Below are 16,399 nucleotides of genomic sequence, written 5' to 3'. Positions count from 1 at the left end.
TTTAAACATCACAATGCAGTTTATGGAAAACATTACCCTCAATAAGACCGGTATTAGATTTAAAGAGCTGAACCATGATCACTTGATCATGGGTATCAAACTCATTTGTATGTTTCTTTTTCTTTATACCGCTCATGCCAAAATAGTTGATCACGACCGCTTTCTAAAAGGTCTGTCAAAGGTGCATATCATCAATGGCTTTGCGGTATATCTCTCTTGGTTCGTGCCTGCATCCGAGATTTTTACCTTTGTTTTGCTTCTTTTTCCAAGAACCGTCAGCTGGGGATTTATCACCTTTTTAACGTTAATGTTCTCCTTCACTGGCTATATTATAAGCGCGATGATCTTTGAAAAGAAATTGCCTTGCCATTGTGGTGGTGTGATCGAAAAATTAAGCTGGACACAGCATCTTTGGTTTAACCTGTTTTTCATGGGTTTAGCAGGATTTGCACTTTGGCTTATGTCATCTAAAAACGAAAATCAAATATTAACAAAATGAAAAATTTTAAACAAATCGCTTTAGGCCTGTTGGTAGGCGCTATGGCAATCGGCTTCAGTTCATTTACTAACGCACCAAAAAGTGCTTATAAGGTTTCCAAATTACCCAACGGAAAGCTGGTCGTGACAGCAGATTACTTCCGCAAAGTAGCCAACGCCGGTTCTTCAGTTGACAGCGATCCGAGCCATTATATCTTCCGTGACAACACCACGGCTGCGCAGTGTTTGGACAACCCTGACAATATTTGCTCAGTTACCTGGCAAACAGACTCCGCTCCTTCAAATAATGACGAGCCTGCCAGCTTAGGCAGTCCGTCATTACAAGGCACAGCAGCATTTGGCGACTATAACGGTCAATAATTTTAAAGGCAGGAGTTTCTCCTGCCTTTTTTTTACAATTTTGAAGTTTCTTTGAAAACTAATACATCGATTGGTGCTCGTTCTTTGACGAACCTTAAACCGTACTTTTGAAGAGCGGTATTGATTGATTCAAAATTTGTCATATCGCACGTTAGTTCCAGATCAACATTTTTTTCGAATCCTGATTGATCTAAGGCATAAACATTTTTATCCTGAAGAAAATAGCCGTTCAACATACTTATAAAATGGCTTAAAGGCATATTCTTTTGCATATATGAAAACCTATCATGTCGTTCAAGCGGTTCTTCACCATCAGTTTTCAACTCAAAGCGATCATTGATTTTCAATAGTTTCGCGACCTCGTTATCCTCCCTTTTTTCTACATACGCTTTAAAACCCATAGGTTTTGCGAAATAACGGTCAAGATCTTGCTTAACCAAAGCCATTTTTTGCTTCCAGTTAAGACCGGGGGGATATACAATTTCATAGCTAACACTGTTTTTTTTTATCCATTCTGTCATCGCCTGTGTGCCAGCCTTAATTTCACTTGGTATTGTTATCTGATTAAGCAGTTTTTGATCGCGTACTTCGAACAAGTGGTTTCTCTTTGAATCGAACGCACCCTGCAAGGGCCTGTCGTAAAAAGATAGTGAATAAAAGATTCGATACAACATATTCACTGATGCGTTCATCGCTCCGAAATGTGCTGTGTCGAAATAAAACCTGCCTTCAACATTGGGAATATATTTTCCTGCAATAGAATAAGAAATAAGGTCATTCCTGTTGATCGGCTCTTGTTTCGTATTTTCGTCACCCGGCAAAAAATTATGATTCAACACGTACAATGATTTCTCCCATCCAATTTTCTTGCGTGGTGATGTGATTCTTTTTTCAAAAGATGCTGGCTTCCCAGATAAGAGCGCATTGATATTTATTTCATTAATTTCCTCCGGGCCTGTTGTTCCAATTACTTTACCCAATTCGTTGACCCAAACATAGTGTGGTAAGGTCGATACTTGGAACATCTTTGTGAAAACAGTATCTTCAACAACCGATATTGGCCTAACATGCCTGATCTTTTCCATTTTATTAAGAAATGCAACTACTTTGTTTTTAGGTTCTGTAGTTATCGGAAGGAATTTGAGTTTACCCTCAAATATTTTTTCAAGGGAATCTGCCTTTGGAAACATTGCGACACAAGGCGCACAAAAGGTACCCCAAAAATCGAAGATCAACAACTTACCCTTGAAGTCAGATATTTTGGCGGTTGAGTTTTTATAGTTAACGATACTGTGAATTTTTATATCAGGTAAACTATCGTTAGCCACGAGTTCTTTTGGCTGGGATTTAACATTAACACCTAATAAGCATAATGCGATGAAAAGGCTAAAAGATTTTATTATTTTATGATGAGGTGAAAATGGTTTCATTCTTATTTACTTAAATGATAATTAATTCTATCTTGGATTTTGCTGTAGACCACCAAGTAAGATCTCTTGGTCATCAATTGGCAGGACGTATCTGGAGGCGTTGGGTGGCAATGTGTATGTCTGACCGTTGACAGTTCTTGTTAAGGTGATCTGAAATCGGACTTCTTTATTTAGCCTCCGCAGATCTGTCCACCTTAAATTTCTGAAGCTTAGTTCCTTTCGCCGTTCATTTAAGATGATCGCCAATGCAACGTCACCACTTGCCGCCGTTTGATTGACATATGTACCGGTTCTCCACCGATTTCGTAGCAGAAAATTTAAATCATTCATTGCCGAACTGATATTTCCTTCTCTGGCATAACATTCTGCCCTGATCAAATAAATTTCGTCAGTAGCAATTCCGCCGAATAATAAGAAGCTATTGCCCGCGTAACTTGTTCTTAAGGTATTTACGCCAGATGAGTTGAGATAGAATACGTTTTTCCTAAGATCGTTCGCCGAATAAGAGGCAAAAAGCGTTGGGTCAACAATTAGATTTGGTGGATTAGCCGATAAAAATCCTGTTAGTTGGCTGTGAAAAATAACTTCCGCATTAAAACGAAGTATAGGACTTGCCAAGGTTAAATTTAATTGATTATAATCCATCAACGAACTTTGTAACTGCAAACAAGAATCTGCGTAAAGCATTGCCGTTTTGTATTTTCCCTGCGATAAATAAATTCTTGCCAACAGGCCATACGCAGCTGGTTTAGATGGCCTTGTCGGGTACAATGGATTCACTGGCAGCAATGGGATCGCTTGAGACACGTCATTTATAATTTGATCGTACGTCTCTCTGACTGACGCCCTGTTTACCTGAATATTGACATTTGAAGAGACCCTTAATGGCAAACCAAGGTCATTTTCAGAATTTACATCGTCATAGACCTTACAAAATTGCTGCGATAAGTTGAAGAAATAGAATGCCCGAAAAAACAATGCCGATCCTCGGACATTGTTGAAGTTGGTTTGATTTTGAGGGTCTATAGCGAGTTTTGAGATCCCATCCAAAACAATATTAGCTTGTAAAACCTGCGCATAGGTATTCCGCCATTCACCGGATACTGAGCCGCCATAGAAGCTGTCGGTTGGTGCCCATGTGTAAGCGCCTTTTTCCGCAGAAGTTCTTAAAGCATTGAAGGTCGCATCACTGACAAAGTAGTCGCCATCACCGACCATTGCCATACTGGGTTGATTTATATTAAGACCGCCTGTACCACCTGTATTATCCAGGAGCGCTTGATAGTCTGTAATTGTTGTAGGCACAACCAAAGCTTTATTAGGTTTGGCTTCCAACCATTCCTGTTTACAAGAATTCAATCCGATGAACAACACCAGAATTGCGCATACCATGTATAATCGTTGTTTCATAAATTTAATTTGATTAAAGACTTCCTTTTATACCGAATGAGATCGCCCTTGAAGTTGGGATTGTTGTAATGTCTGCATTGCCTGGAACAGCATCAGGATCGAGACCCTGCTTATTGGCTCTCCACAGTACCCCTAAATTATTGGCAAAGACAAATACCTGTAGGGTGTTAAAGGGTAATTTAGGTTTATGCAGTTTAGTAAATTCATAGCTTAGGCTAACATCTTGCAGCCGAATGTGATCTGCTTTTTGAATATTGATATCCGCGTTTTGATAAAATTGATCGCGGGCAGGAACAAATGGATAGACCAGCGATGGGACATTTGTAAATTGTTCATCACCCGCACTTTGCCATCGTCTGTTAAAATCACGGCTTACATTTAAAAATGCCGAACCGTTCGAACCAATGGCGCTATAGCTGAGAGACGGCGCCATGAAATAATATCCAAATTTGTAGTTTACTTGTACGCCCAGGGTAAAGCCCTTAAAGCTCCAAAAATTGTTGAAGCCACCAAAATACACAGGTCTTGCGGGACCTGCATAGACAAGTTCTGAAAGTGGTGTTCTGATATTGATCGTTGCATAATCTTCACTTAGCACACCGTTGATATATCCTTTTGGATTGCCAGTAATAGGATCTAAGCCGCCCCATCTGTATCCATACACTCCAAATACTGGTTTGCCTATATTGGGAATAGCCGTAGGTGATGCTCCCACAATCGATGCTGTCGTTGGGATTACATCATATCGGGTTACTTTATCGGTCGCTTTGCTGATGATTACCGTAGAGGTCCAATTAAATTTGCCTTTAAGATTGTTAGCAGTGATGATTACATCAAAGCCTTCACCTTTCATATCCGCATAGTTCCCTTTCAATGATGAAATGCCTGCATTTGCCGGAAAAGCCTTGAATCCTAAAAGATCGGTTTCCTTTTTAATGAAATATTCTAAACTTCCTGAAACCCTGTTGTTTTTGAAACTAAAGTCCAGACCAATGTTAAAAATTCCGGTTTTCTCCCAACGTAGATCGGGGTTGCCAGTATTGGAAATTTGTGCATAGTTCAGGTTTGTATACGCCGCATTACTTCGATAAAGGAAAGTTGTAACACCGGTTACGGATTGATCGACGTTTCCGTTAAAACCATATGAGCCTCTCAGTGAAAGGTTTGGCAGCCAATTTGATCTATAAAAATTTTCCTGCCCGATGTTCCATTTGACACCTGCCGACCAAAGCGGTACATTCTTCTGATTGGTTGCGACACCAAAATAGTTTGTTCCGTCGATTCTCGCACTACCTGATATGGTATAAAGTCCATCATAAGTGTAGGCCGCATTAGCGAAAGTAGATCTTATTCTGCTTAAAGTACCTCCGATTCCTAATCCGCCGTTGATGGTTGATGACCCCGATGGGTTTGTAGGATAGGATACCAACGGATTTATATTGGTAAAAGTCGCAAGATCATCATTATAGCCATACAGAATTGAACTGTTGTTTTCAGCCTTCACTTCAGCTAATTCGTACCCTGCGATTGCGGTCAAACTATGTTTTTTCCGATCCAAATGATAATTGACCTGTCCGCGCAAATTATTTGAACTAATGTTTGCACTCGCAAGATTTAGTATTCCACCTAAAGGGAGGTTATAACCAGAAACCCGACCGGCAGTGAGGATGGAAAATGTATTGATCAGATTTCTCGCGTAAAATGATTGCTGGCTTTGATAATTCCTGTTCTGATTGATTACCCGCTGATACTGGTATTTAACTTCTGCACTCAAGCCATTTAAAATGTTATACCTCAAGCTACCAGTTAATCTTGCATCTAAAGTTTTCAGTGTATTATCAGTGTTTCCTAATTCGTTTAGGGGAGTGTATGCCCAGTTCAAAAATCCTCTCGTCGTTGCTGACTGAACATAATTCTGACGGAGATTGTAAACGATAGATAAAGGGTCACCATTTTGGGTGGCCAGTTGGCTGTATGGAAACAATCTTGTGTTGAACTGACTTAATGTGTTATCTATTTCATTTGTCGACTGAATGATATTTACACCTGCATTCACCTCCACTTTTTTACTTAGGTAAAAGGTGTTTTGCGAATTGATGGTTATTCTTTGATTGGAATTCTCTTTCAAATTAGCCACACCCTTATCATAACCGGCAGACAAGTAGTACAGCATTTTGGTGTTTCCACCTGAAAAATTTAAAGCGTATTGCTGATTCTTTGCAGGTTGATAAATATATCTGGTAAGCTGTTCGTTAATTGAAAGTCCTTTTAATGCATCGAGTTGTGAATTGAGGTCACTACTACTTAAGGAACCTGAGCGTTGTAACGCTAAAAGTTCAACGACCGGCGAGATAACAGGATATGTAGTGGTGTTGGCCAAATTACCGTCATAATACCCTTTGCTAAAAAGAAACTGTTCTAATCCGATATATGACGGTACGTCTAATTGATTTGGATTGTAATTAAGGTCGGGTTTACCGGCAATTGTAAGGTTAGCATTGAAATTGATTCTCAACGGTTGGTTGAATTTGCCTTTTTTTGTAGTGATTACGATTACACCATTCCCCGCCCGAACACCCCATATACTCGCCGATGCTGCGTCTTTTAGGATCGTGATATTTTCGACGTCATTAGGATTAATGTTATTGATATTTCCGCTAAAAGGAAAATTATCGACTATTATCAGTGGTTGATCATTCGCAAAGATCGTACTGCGCCCCCTTATATTCATATCAACCTGCCCAGAACGTGCGGTTGCCGTATTAGCATTAAATACGAGGCCAGGTGTTATACCGGAGAGTTTTGAAAGCACATCGGGTGCCACTCTAATATCAAATTCTTTTTTTACAGGTTGGGCAAACGAGCCGGTTGCTCTTTCTCTTGGGATAGATTGGTAACCTGTACTGACCACATTGATCTCGGAGAGTCGCGGCGGAGCTAAATGAAGCATTATGTTTTGAAAAACAGACCTTTCAGCAACGGTGAATGATGTGCTTTCATACCCGATATAGGAGACAATTACCTGAGTACCTTGAATAGCATCTATCGAGAATTTTCCGTCTTTGTCTGTAACTGTATAATTATCATTATCGACAACTTTGATTGTTGCGCCATGAAGCGGCCGTCCGGTTGTGTCTGTTACTTTACCATTCACTTTAACTGGTATAATTGGCTCAGGTCCCGTTTTAACTGGTAAGCTGGTTTTTGCTTTAATTATTATCGTTTTAGATGCTATCGTATAATCAAGTGGTAGGTTCTTGAGGACTACTATTACAGCTTGCTCTAACGAAACCTTGTTGAGGTTCAGATCGCCAGCCTTCATATTCTGAATTAGATTGCGATCAAAAAATATATCATACCCACTCTGATTACGTATCTCTTTGAATACACTTTCCAAAGAAGCACTATTGACTTTTAGAGTGATCTGCTGCCCTTTTGCAGCTGCACTAATCAAGAATAGTGCGGCGATTGAGAATAATTTAATATTAAGATTTGAAAAATATGCGAGTGCGCGCCAAAAGAGTACGCCAATTTTATGCGTATAAAATTTATACATTTGTTTAGTTGTGAAAAATGTTGATGACTTGAGAAATTAGTTAGCATATTTCCACCTATCGGGCCAGTTGTGTTTCCAGCACACCTGGCCTTCCTTTTGGAATGCGGGAAGGTTTTCTATTGCGTGACCACGATCCTCCTTCCGTCTACTTTAAAGTGAACATGTTCTGTTAATTCCATTATCTTTAAAACACTATTGATGTCTTTTGACCGGGAAACCCAACCGCCCGGAGTAAAATCTTTAGGCTCTGATTGATAAACTACATCTACATCATACCATCTTTCGATTTGACGCATGCTGGCTTTGAAATCGATATTTTTAAAAATGAAGTCCCCCTTCTTCCAGGCAGTGATGGGTTCCGTATCTACCGTATTAATGGTTATGTCCTTAGGAGACAGGGAGGCTTGTTCCCCTGGCTTAAGAAATAATATCCGTTTATTTGTCGCAAGTTGTACACTTCCCTCTAATAACGTCGTTTGTAAAGTAGGTTCATTACTATAGGCGTTAATATTGAAGTGTGTACCTAAGACCTTTATGGTCTGCGCTCCGGCTTTTACAATAAAAGGGTGCTTTTGGTCTTTCGCAACTTCAAAGTAGGCTTCGCCCGTAATCGCTACACTTCGGTTTTTTTGGTGTGCAAAGGATACAGGATAAGTGATCGAAGAAGCGGCATTGAGCCAAACATGTGTGTGGTCTGATAATTCGACCTGCCATTTTCCACCTTTTGGCGTACTGATTGTGTTGAACTGACCTATAGATTCAGCTGTTACCTCAGTGCCAATTTTATATATCAACTCTCCACTTTTAGTTTTGAGAATATCAACACCACTTTGATTAGAGATTACTCCATTTTTTGCCTCATTCAAATTAATGATAGTTCCGTCAGCAACGGTAAGCACCGCTTTATCAGAGCCCGGTCGGATAACATGCGCAGAATGGCTAATCTTCACGCGTTTTGGCTTCAACAAGTAAAAAGAAAGACCAACTAAAAATACGGCCAAAGTGGCCGCAGTCATCAACCGCAAGGCTAAATTATATTTCTTAGAGATGTTGGATACAGGCAATTGCTGCAATATCTGTTTCCCAAACTCTTCAATTTGCTCAGGATTCAACTTTCGATTATCACTATGATATTGCAGATACCAGCTTTCCAAAATTGCCTTTTCCTCTGGGGTGCACTCGCCTTTTTGGTAACGTTTAAATAGTGCTAAAATATCGTCTTTGGTCATAATGAACTGCTCATTTTAACCCACGACGACTATGTATTGGATAAAGGAAAAGAAATTTAAGATTTTTTAATGTTCACTTTATGATAAGCAAACAAATGGCTATTAAACCAAGCTTGAATTTCAGAATGCGGATTGCGTTATTAACGTGCTTTGACACATTGTTTTCAGTAGTATCAAGTTGTTCGGCAATCTCTGAATGAGAAAGGTGATGCTTTTTGCTTAATTCAAATACATGCCTCATTTTAGGAGGTAGTTGCTCAATCTCCTGATCGATCACGCTACGTAATTGTTTTTCGCGGATCAAATGATCCGCAGCATCAGAATGTTGGATTACGTAATTCTGGAAAGCTTTTACATGTTTTGATTTAACTTTTTCATGTGCATAAATATCAAATACTTTATTCCTTACAGCTGTGTAAAGATACCCTGCAAGATTGTTGGCTGGCAGGGCATTTCGGTTTACCCAAAGTTTAGTAAAAACATCTTGGATAATGTCCTTTGCTTCATCAGCACAGTTTACCTTTTTATAGGCATGTGAAAACAATAGAAAGTAATAACGGTCATACAATTCTTTGTACGCGGAATGATCTTCATCCTTTATAAGAAAGAGAAGCTCTTGATCAGATAAGTATTTGTACTCGGGCATCACTCACATTTTCTTTATTAAAGAAATTTATGAGCCTTGCAAAGTGAGTTATAATTTAAAGAAGAAATAGGGCCGGTAACTCGCTTTGCAAAATGTCCTAAGGCTCTGGAAGGGCCAACCATTCTTGCGAATGGCTTCACACATTCACATAAGCGAGCACCAGCCCTATCACTTGTATAGGGTCAGGATGCTCTACTTACACTCGTGTGAAATTTTCCAGATTTTAGGACGAGGCTCGTGAGCAGTTCACGTTTTATTTGAACCGCAATTTATGAATTCAATCTATTTTATCATCAATTTTTGTCCACAATAGAATAATTAGAATATTAATTAGACATATATAGACAATAATAGGTATTTATAAGAGTATTTTCAATAAAATTCGGCAAAATATTCAGCATAGAATTGATTTAGCTTAGGGATAACTAAGCATTAAGAGGTAATTGAAAAATCAGAAATATCCCATTCATAGAGGCGCAATCTTACACGCAGTAGCCAAGAGAAGTTCTTTATCTATAGTAAAAATGGTTAAAGAGGCTGGTTATGATCAGTCAACATTCTATGTTCACAAATCAAAACCTGATCTGTCGTTAGAAATTTTATACAAATATGGCAAGGCTCTTAATCATGATTTTTCATTTGAAATCCCTGAAATGGCAGATTATCTCGAAAGCCAAGGCATTTCGTCGACATCAAACGATAAGTTGACCTATGAACAATTAGAGAGAGAAAGAGACAAGTGGCGGGATAGATACTATACGCTTCTTGAAGAGCACAATAAAGTTATTACTGAAAAGCTTAACAACAAATAATTTCTGCAATTTCCTCTTCTCTGAATACTACAGCGTCTTATCTTAAGAATGAAATGTCATGACTTAGTGCGTGTTAAGGTTTTATTTTACCTAACGTATTTATGACAGAATATGAGATTTATAATTCACTAATCTTAAGGGTCCCCTTTCATTCTTTCGAAGAACATTTGTCATCCAAACGAGAAGATTTGATGGCAAGCCAGTATTTTAAAACATCCCTGTTTCTCGCAAATTCAAGCTTATTTGAAATTCTACAACGACAAAAATTTTCGTGGCCTGACCTCACGCGCAAAGAAAAGAACTCAATTGAACGCTATTTAAACAGATATTGTTATCGGCCAACACCATTTGGAAGTTTTAGTTCTTTCACTGTGACAAAATGGGCTGAAGGTGAAAAACATAAACTTTTTATTACACCGAACTTCAAACTTCATTTAAATATAGACCAAGAGATTATCCAAGCACTAAACGAAAAAATTGGCAAATTAGAGTGTATAAGTAAATTCTACGTGCTTAATTCGGCACTTTATTCCTGGGGTAAAGATTATAGGTTTATAAAGACAAGTTATTCAGCCGATAAGACTCATATGTTTTTTGACCTGGAATCATTCGGGCGAAATAAGCTTACCACTGGGATTCAGGATTATTTGAGTGATGGTGGTAAACATGGTAGCGAGATTATTGATTATATAAGATCGCTTACTGGCTGCGATGCGCCTACCGCAGGAGATTATCTGGCTTTTTTGGAAACAGCTGGTATTCTCACCACCGACACAGCACTTAATATTATTGGGCAAGATTATTTAGACCGAATGCTGAGTGAGAAGCTTGGCAGTACCGCTTTCGGTCAGGAGCTGCGGGACATGATAAGTGATTTGAAAAGGGTTCAGTTGCATGAATTGGATACACTCCTTTCTGTCAGCGAACGCCTGAAACTATTATTGGATGTTAAAAAGGACCTGCATCCTAAGCAGTTCTTTTACGCTGGGTTGGAAAGTGTAGTGTCCGGCGATCTCAACAGTCATTACCAGCAGGATATTCGCGATGGCCTGTTAGCTCTTTCTTTATTAGTTACTTCTCAACAGCCGGCGATGTTGCAGGAATTTATCAATGCTTTCAAACTGAAATATGATAAACAAAAAATACCTTTACTGCAGGCGGTTGATCCAGATATTGGCATTGGGTATGGCTCCATTATTCAGGTTGACAGCCAAGCAGATTTACTTCGGGATGTCAATTTTAAGGCTCCCAAAACGAACGACCGTAGGATTGCATGGTCAACTACCCACCGCTTATTGCTTTCAAAATGGGCAGCTATTAAGAACGGGATGAACCATATCGAATTGACGAATGAAGATCTGATCTCTTTAAACAAAGATTCTGCGCTCCAATCCCCTCCAACAATTTCCGTTCTTTTTAGGGTGTTGGAAGAGGGTACGTATTTGGAATCGGTTGGTGGCGTAACCGCAACTGCCCTGCTCGGCCGTTTTGCCGCCTGGAGTGAGGATATTCTCATGCTAACCAGGTTTTTATCGGCGCAGGAACAGCAGGCGAACCCGAACGTGATCTTTGCGGATATAGGCCAGCTGTCTGACCAGCATGCCGATAACATAAACCGGAGGCCACATAGTTATGATTACGAAATTCCCATTAATGTCCGTTCCACTTTGCCTAAAGAAAAGCAACTTGCACTATCTGACCTTTTGCTATCTGTCGTCGGCGATCAATTGGTGTTAGAATCCAAACGTTTGAACAAAGTGATCGTTCCGCGACTATCCTCCGCATACAATTACAACCGGAATCATTTAGCCGTGTTCAGATTACTTTGCGACCTTCAGTACCAGGGAGTACAGGGCTCTTACACATTAAATTTGGAAAATTATTTTCCTGAAATGCCCTCATATCCACGGGTCAGTTATAACAAGGTTATTCTTTGTTTGGCAACTTGGCATCTCTCGGCCGTTGAAGTAAACCATTTAAAAAACATGAAAGAAGTTGATGCTGTCAAAAATTTCAACTTCGTAAAAGCAAGATTAAATTTGCCACAGTTCGTTTCTTTAAGCAATTTTGACCAGCAATTGGTGTTTGATCTGAGTATTGAAGAAGAAATAAAACTTTTGATCGATTCATTCAAACGTGGATCGGGCGCGGTTTTACAGGAATTCATCAAACCTGCTCCGATCGTAATGGACCACACCGGTAACCAGGTAATGGTCAACCAGTTTGTTGCTTCTTTATATAAAACGCAGGAAGTTTACCCAGGGATACGCGCGGATGAACCTGTACCGGAACAGCAGTTTCCATCAGACTTTATTATAGGTAGCAAATGGATTTATTTGAAGATCTACTGTAACCCAGCCATTGCCAATGACCTGCTTATCAAAAAATTGCTTCCTTTTTTATCGCAAATTGAAAATGACCTGCTTCATTCCTGGTTCTTTATACGCTACAGGGATTCGGCTTACCACATTCGTTTGAGATTACAGGTCAAAGAAACGGAGATCGGTCCAGTCCTATCCGGTTTAAAAAAGCGCCTCAATGACACCGTTAAATTTCACTTGATACGAGAATATCAAGCCGATATATACAGGCGGGAGGTAGAGCGCTATGGTGCAGATGTAATGGAGTTAGTCGAGAATTTCTTCTACGGAAGCAGTAAGCTGGTCTTGAATTTTATTCAAAAAAGTCGTTTGAGATCGTTTACTTACGCCTACCATAGTCTCGCATTTATTTCCGTCATGCAGGTGTTGGAAACGTTTATCATAAATATTGATGAGCAGATTACCTTTTTAGAACGCATGGTCAATGTTTTTTATGCCGAATTTTCTTCAGACAAAACCTTGAAGGTAGATTTAGACATAAAATTCCGTGAAATAAGAGCAGAAATTGACCGTCTTTTAGCTGATGTTACTTTTTACGATAAGTTGGGTTTAAGATCATCGATTGACCTGTTTTCAACTAACCTCAAAAAGATAAGTCAAAGGTCAGCCAAATTCACAGCCAAACGCAGAACGCAGTTTTTGGCGGATCTCATCCATATGCATATTAACCGCATATTTGTTGACCGGCAGCGTAACCATGAGCTTGTTGTTTACTATGTGCTTTACAAATACTTACAGTCAAAGCGGGCAAAAAGAAAGATCGGCCTTTAAAACCTACGTCTTGATTTGAGTAATAAGGCGTTCATCTTCTCCAGGAACGGTTCTTTGTAATAACGTCCCAAATTAATAGGTGTCCCATCCTCCATAGTGATCCTCGACGGTTCTACAGCTTTTATTCTTTCTGTATTAATAATGAATGATTGATGTATTCTGGCAAAATGGTCCAATGGCAGATACTGTTCGATTTCATTGATAGTCAGATACGGCATAATGACCTCTTTGCCTACGTATATCTTGATATAATTTTGAGCGCCCTCTACATAAAGAATGTCATTGATAGGCACTTTGATCATTTTACCTCGCGTTTCTGTCTTCACAAAAAAGTAATCCCGCTTTTTTTCTACCACAGGTGTTGTTGTCGCGATATTTCTTTGTATTCTTTGGATACATTTCCTGAACCGCAGATAACTGATTGGTTTCAACAGAAAATCAAAAGCTTCCTTTTCAAAGGCTTCGAAAGCGAACTCTTGGAACGCGGTGGTGATAACGATCCTTGTGTACAGGTTTACTAACGAAGCAAATTCCATCCCTGACAACTCCGGCATTTCAATATCTAAAAAGGTAATGTCTGGAGGATCGGCTCCTGCGACTTCATTTAGCGCAATTAATGGGTTGGTGGAAAAACCGTATAGTTCCAGACCATCCGTTTGCTCAATATACTCGATCAGCATCTCAACCGAGTGGAGTTCATCATCTACTACATAACATCTTAAACTCATAGTTACATCTTTAATTCTACCGCAAAACTTTCATTCCCATCTACCATCCTCAAATCATATTGATGCTTATAGCTGTGTTCTAACCGCTTAATTACATTCTTAATACCTAAAGATTTGATACGTTTATTTTCAGGCTGGTGCTTCTTGAGGTTCCAGCTTGAAAATGTTAACTCATTTCTTTCATTGACTGATATATGGAGTTTAGCATGACCATCCTTTTTCCTTAAATAACCATGCTTGAATATGTTTTCTGTGAGTGTGAGCAACACCAGCGGAATAATTACTGGTGTTTCTGTATCACCTCTTAATTGGAAATCGATTTGAAGTTCGTGGTCAAACCGAAGCTGGTTGATCTCAATGAAATTTTCGATTTGTGCCAGTTCTTTACTCAGCTGCGTCCGGCCATTGATGTCAACGTCGTCCAGCGTGAAACGCATGATGTCAACTAATAGCATGACACACTGTGAAGCAGCTTTTGAATGTTTGTAATACGTATTGTGGATAAAAGTCAGTGTGTTGAACAGCAAATGAGGGTTGATCTGCTGTTGCAGGTAAGCATTCATGGCCTCTGCCAAATTCCTTTCCAGTTCGGCATTTTCCTTCTCGATCGAGAGTCGTTTCGTCTCACTATCAAATGCCCTGTTTCGGAATGCGCTTGTTCTTAGAATCGACCAGTACAGCGCACTGAAACCAATAAAATAGATGCCCCTGTAAATATTAGGTACCAGCATCAGTTTGATGTAGGAAAGTTCTTCAGGGAACCCATCGGCAGGGATAGACATTAAATAATCAAGACAGTATTTAATGATCAGGTAAATTACCATCTCGATGATGACCAGGATCGGAATGACAATAATAGACGGGGCTTTGGATCGAATGCCAAAAGGGAACAGCACCAATGCATTAAAATAGAACAGGATAATATTCAGTGCATAATAACACACAACATCGAATGGCCTGCTGATGTGACCACTGGTAAATAAGATAAAGGTTAACTCATAAGCAATGAAAATACCCCACCCGGATAGGTCCCGGAGGAAAATTTTAAGGTCTTTTTTTGCAAAAAAGATAAGGTCAAAATGTAATCCCATTGTCATCGAATGTTATGTTTCTACTGCAACGTGTCGTGCGTGTAACAAAGTTTCATATGATCTTTTGTACTCGGATTTTGAGAGAAAAGTTATCATAATGAAAAATCCAAACGCAAAACTCTTTAGGAAAAAAACCAGCAGACTGTACCGTTTCAACCCTTTATCTGATACCAACGGCTTTGAAACAACAGTAGGAGATCCTACCAACACGACCATTACGATCCTGACAACGGTCAGTCATCAGTCCCATTTTGGGAAACCGGGCGAACAGGGACAGCACAAGCTGTAATTGGCAATTTAATTAAAAATTAAACAATGTTAAAGGATGAATTGAAGCTGCTGGCAGAGTGGACGGCAAACATGCTTGCAATACTTGAAGGAGATAGCGCGTCTGCAAAAAAAAATGATTTGGAAAAACGGATCTCAACCGAATGCCAACGCATTAAAAAGGTCTGGACCGACCTGTTGCTGAACCAACCTAAAGAAAACGTGATCAAACGTTATGTGGCATTTCAACAGCAGATCATTGTCGAGTTGGCTGATAAGCTTTTCTATGCGGTTCAACATTATGGAAGTGCCGTTAGCAATGAACCAGATGCAACTATTCAGCATGCGGGTACGCTTTTGAATTGTCTCCTCAACTTGAAAGATTTTCAGATCCAATATTTTAACCTCTACATTGATGAGAATGGTAAAATACCGGATGCGGTCATAGCAGATGTGAGAAAGCGCCTGGCCGATGACGCGGAGAAATTAAGTGCTGAATTACAAAATGTGGAGATCGACTTAGGTTTAAAGGCTTGTATCCGCGATTATTTATCCCCTTTCATCAGTTCGGACAGCAATCCTACATTAAACTATAGAGCTGCTGAATTTACTTTATCGTTCATAGAAATGGTCGAAGCTGCTATAACGTTCGGGGGTGGCCGGGACCTGACACATGCCGTTATCGAGGTCTTGTTTTATTTGAACTTTAATCAAAGCGGATTTTGTCATTGGTACCAGGAAGATATGATCACAAAAAAACAATTGGTGCGTTCTGAGGACCAGTCGTTTTTCTTGAATAAGCAGTTGCTTTCTTTAAAATCATTACAGGTGAATAATAAGATCAGCTATGATCCGAAGCTTGCACCGCTTAATATTCAATTGGAGAACTGGTTAGCTGAATTCATAAAACAGGAATCTTACTCTTATGATCTATCGGACAGCGTTCAGATCGAAAAATTGGAACTAAAGTTAACAGTAGCACAGATGGCATTACTGATCAGGCTATTGTATGATGAAGGGGTTTTTGCGATCAAGAACATTGCAGCGATCATCAGATTTTTTTCAGCGAATTATACCAGTAAAAAACAAGAGAATATATCCGCAGGAAATATGAACAAACTGTATTACAGTAGCGATCAGTTCACAGCCGCAGTGGTCAAAGACCTCCTCCTTAAAATGGTTACAAGAATTAATAAAATGTTTTTTCCAACCTGACAGTT

At 39.4% G+C, this 16,399-nt stretch carries 13 protein-coding genes; 6 read left to right on the top strand and 7 right to left on the bottom strand.

The features are described from left to right. Positions 1-22: 22 nt before the first annotated feature. Both QZ407_RS07460 and QZ407_RS07455 read left to right on the top strand, forming a co-directional pair. Positions 23-499, top strand: coding sequence for a MauE/DoxX family redox-associated membrane protein (locus QZ407_RS07460; RefSeq protein ID WP_295769303.1), 477 nt, complete (start codon positions 23-25; stop codon positions 497-499). Continuing rightward, on the top strand, positions 496-858 hold the full coding sequence (locus QZ407_RS07455) for a hypothetical protein (protein WP_295769300.1): 363 nt from the start codon (positions 496-498) through the stop codon (positions 856-858). Before QZ407_RS07460 ends, QZ407_RS07455 begins: the two co-directional genes overlap by 4 nt. Before the next feature lie 32 nt (positions 859-890). Here QZ407_RS07455 and QZ407_RS07450 read toward each other — a convergent pair whose 3' ends face one another. From QZ407_RS07450 to QZ407_RS07430, 5 genes are all read right to left on the bottom strand, one after another. Then, positions 891-2,288, bottom strand: a complete 1,398-nt coding sequence (locus tag QZ407_RS07450) for a redoxin family protein (RefSeq protein ID WP_295769297.1) — start codon at positions 2,286-2,288, stop codon at positions 891-893. A 27-nt stretch (positions 2,289-2,315) separates the two neighbouring features. Beyond that, positions 2,316-3,698 carry a RagB/SusD family nutrient uptake outer membrane protein gene (locus tag QZ407_RS07445; RefSeq protein WP_295769296.1) on the bottom strand — a complete coding sequence of 461 codons (1,383 nt, stop codon included), beginning with the start codon at positions 3,696-3,698 and terminating at the stop codon, positions 2,316-2,318. A gap of 13 nt (positions 3,699-3,711) precedes the next feature. After that, positions 3,712-7,254: a SusC/RagA family TonB-linked outer membrane protein gene (locus tag QZ407_RS07440; RefSeq protein ID WP_295769293.1), complete on the bottom strand. Its 3,543-nt coding sequence runs from the start codon at positions 7,252-7,254 to the stop codon at positions 3,712-3,714. Between the two features lie 116 nt (positions 7,255-7,370). Further along, complete coding sequence (locus QZ407_RS07435) at positions 7,371-8,483, bottom strand: FecR family protein (RefSeq protein WP_295769291.1); 1,113 nt, start codon at positions 8,481-8,483, stop codon at positions 7,371-7,373. 73 nt (positions 8,484-8,556) lie between these two features. Further along, on the bottom strand, positions 8,557-9,129 hold the full coding sequence (locus QZ407_RS07430; RefSeq protein ID WP_295769289.1) for an RNA polymerase sigma-70 factor: 573 nt from the start codon (positions 9,127-9,129) through the stop codon (positions 8,557-8,559). A gap of 443 nt (positions 9,130-9,572) precedes the next feature. Between QZ407_RS07430 and QZ407_RS07425 the strand changes: the two genes are divergently transcribed. Further along, positions 9,573-9,941, top strand: a complete 369-nt coding sequence (locus tag QZ407_RS07425; protein ID WP_295769287.1) for a hypothetical protein — start codon at positions 9,573-9,575, stop codon at positions 9,939-9,941. Between the two features lie 101 nt (positions 9,942-10,042). Then, positions 10,043-13,093: a lantibiotic dehydratase gene (locus QZ407_RS07420; RefSeq protein WP_295769285.1), complete on the top strand. Its 3,051-nt coding sequence runs from the start codon at positions 10,043-10,045 to the stop codon at positions 13,091-13,093. On the opposite strand, the gene QZ407_RS07415 is transcribed toward QZ407_RS07420, so the two are convergent. Continuing rightward, positions 13,090-13,821 carry a LytTR family DNA-binding domain-containing protein gene (locus QZ407_RS07415; protein WP_295769283.1) on the bottom strand — a complete coding sequence of 244 codons (732 nt, stop codon included), beginning with the start codon at positions 13,819-13,821 and terminating at the stop codon, positions 13,090-13,092. The genes QZ407_RS07420 and QZ407_RS07415 overlap by 4 nt on opposite strands. 2 nt (positions 13,822-13,823) lie before the next feature. Continuing rightward, complete coding sequence (locus QZ407_RS07410; RefSeq protein ID WP_295769281.1) at positions 13,824-14,912, bottom strand: sensor histidine kinase; 1,089 nt, start codon at positions 14,910-14,912, stop codon at positions 13,824-13,826. Positions 14,913-15,009: 97 nt separating this feature from the next. Here QZ407_RS07410 and QZ407_RS07405 point away from each other — a divergent pair, with 97 nt between their 5' ends. Together QZ407_RS07405 and QZ407_RS07400 are read left to right on the top strand one after the other, a co-directional pair. Continuing rightward, positions 15,010-15,201: a hypothetical protein gene (locus QZ407_RS07405; RefSeq protein ID WP_295769279.1), complete on the top strand. Its 192-nt coding sequence runs from the start codon at positions 15,010-15,012 to the stop codon at positions 15,199-15,201. 26 nt (positions 15,202-15,227) lie between these two features. Continuing rightward, on the top strand, positions 15,228-16,394 hold the full coding sequence (locus QZ407_RS07400; protein ID WP_295769277.1) for a hypothetical protein: 1,167 nt from the start codon (positions 15,228-15,230) through the stop codon (positions 16,392-16,394). The last annotated feature ends 5 nt before the right edge of the window (positions 16,395-16,399 follow it).

The organism is uncultured Mucilaginibacter sp., assembly GCF_913773635.1.
Lineage (GTDB): Bacteria > Bacteroidota > Bacteroidia > Sphingobacteriales > Sphingobacteriaceae > Mucilaginibacter.
This window is presented reverse-complemented; position numbering and strand designations above follow the sequence as displayed.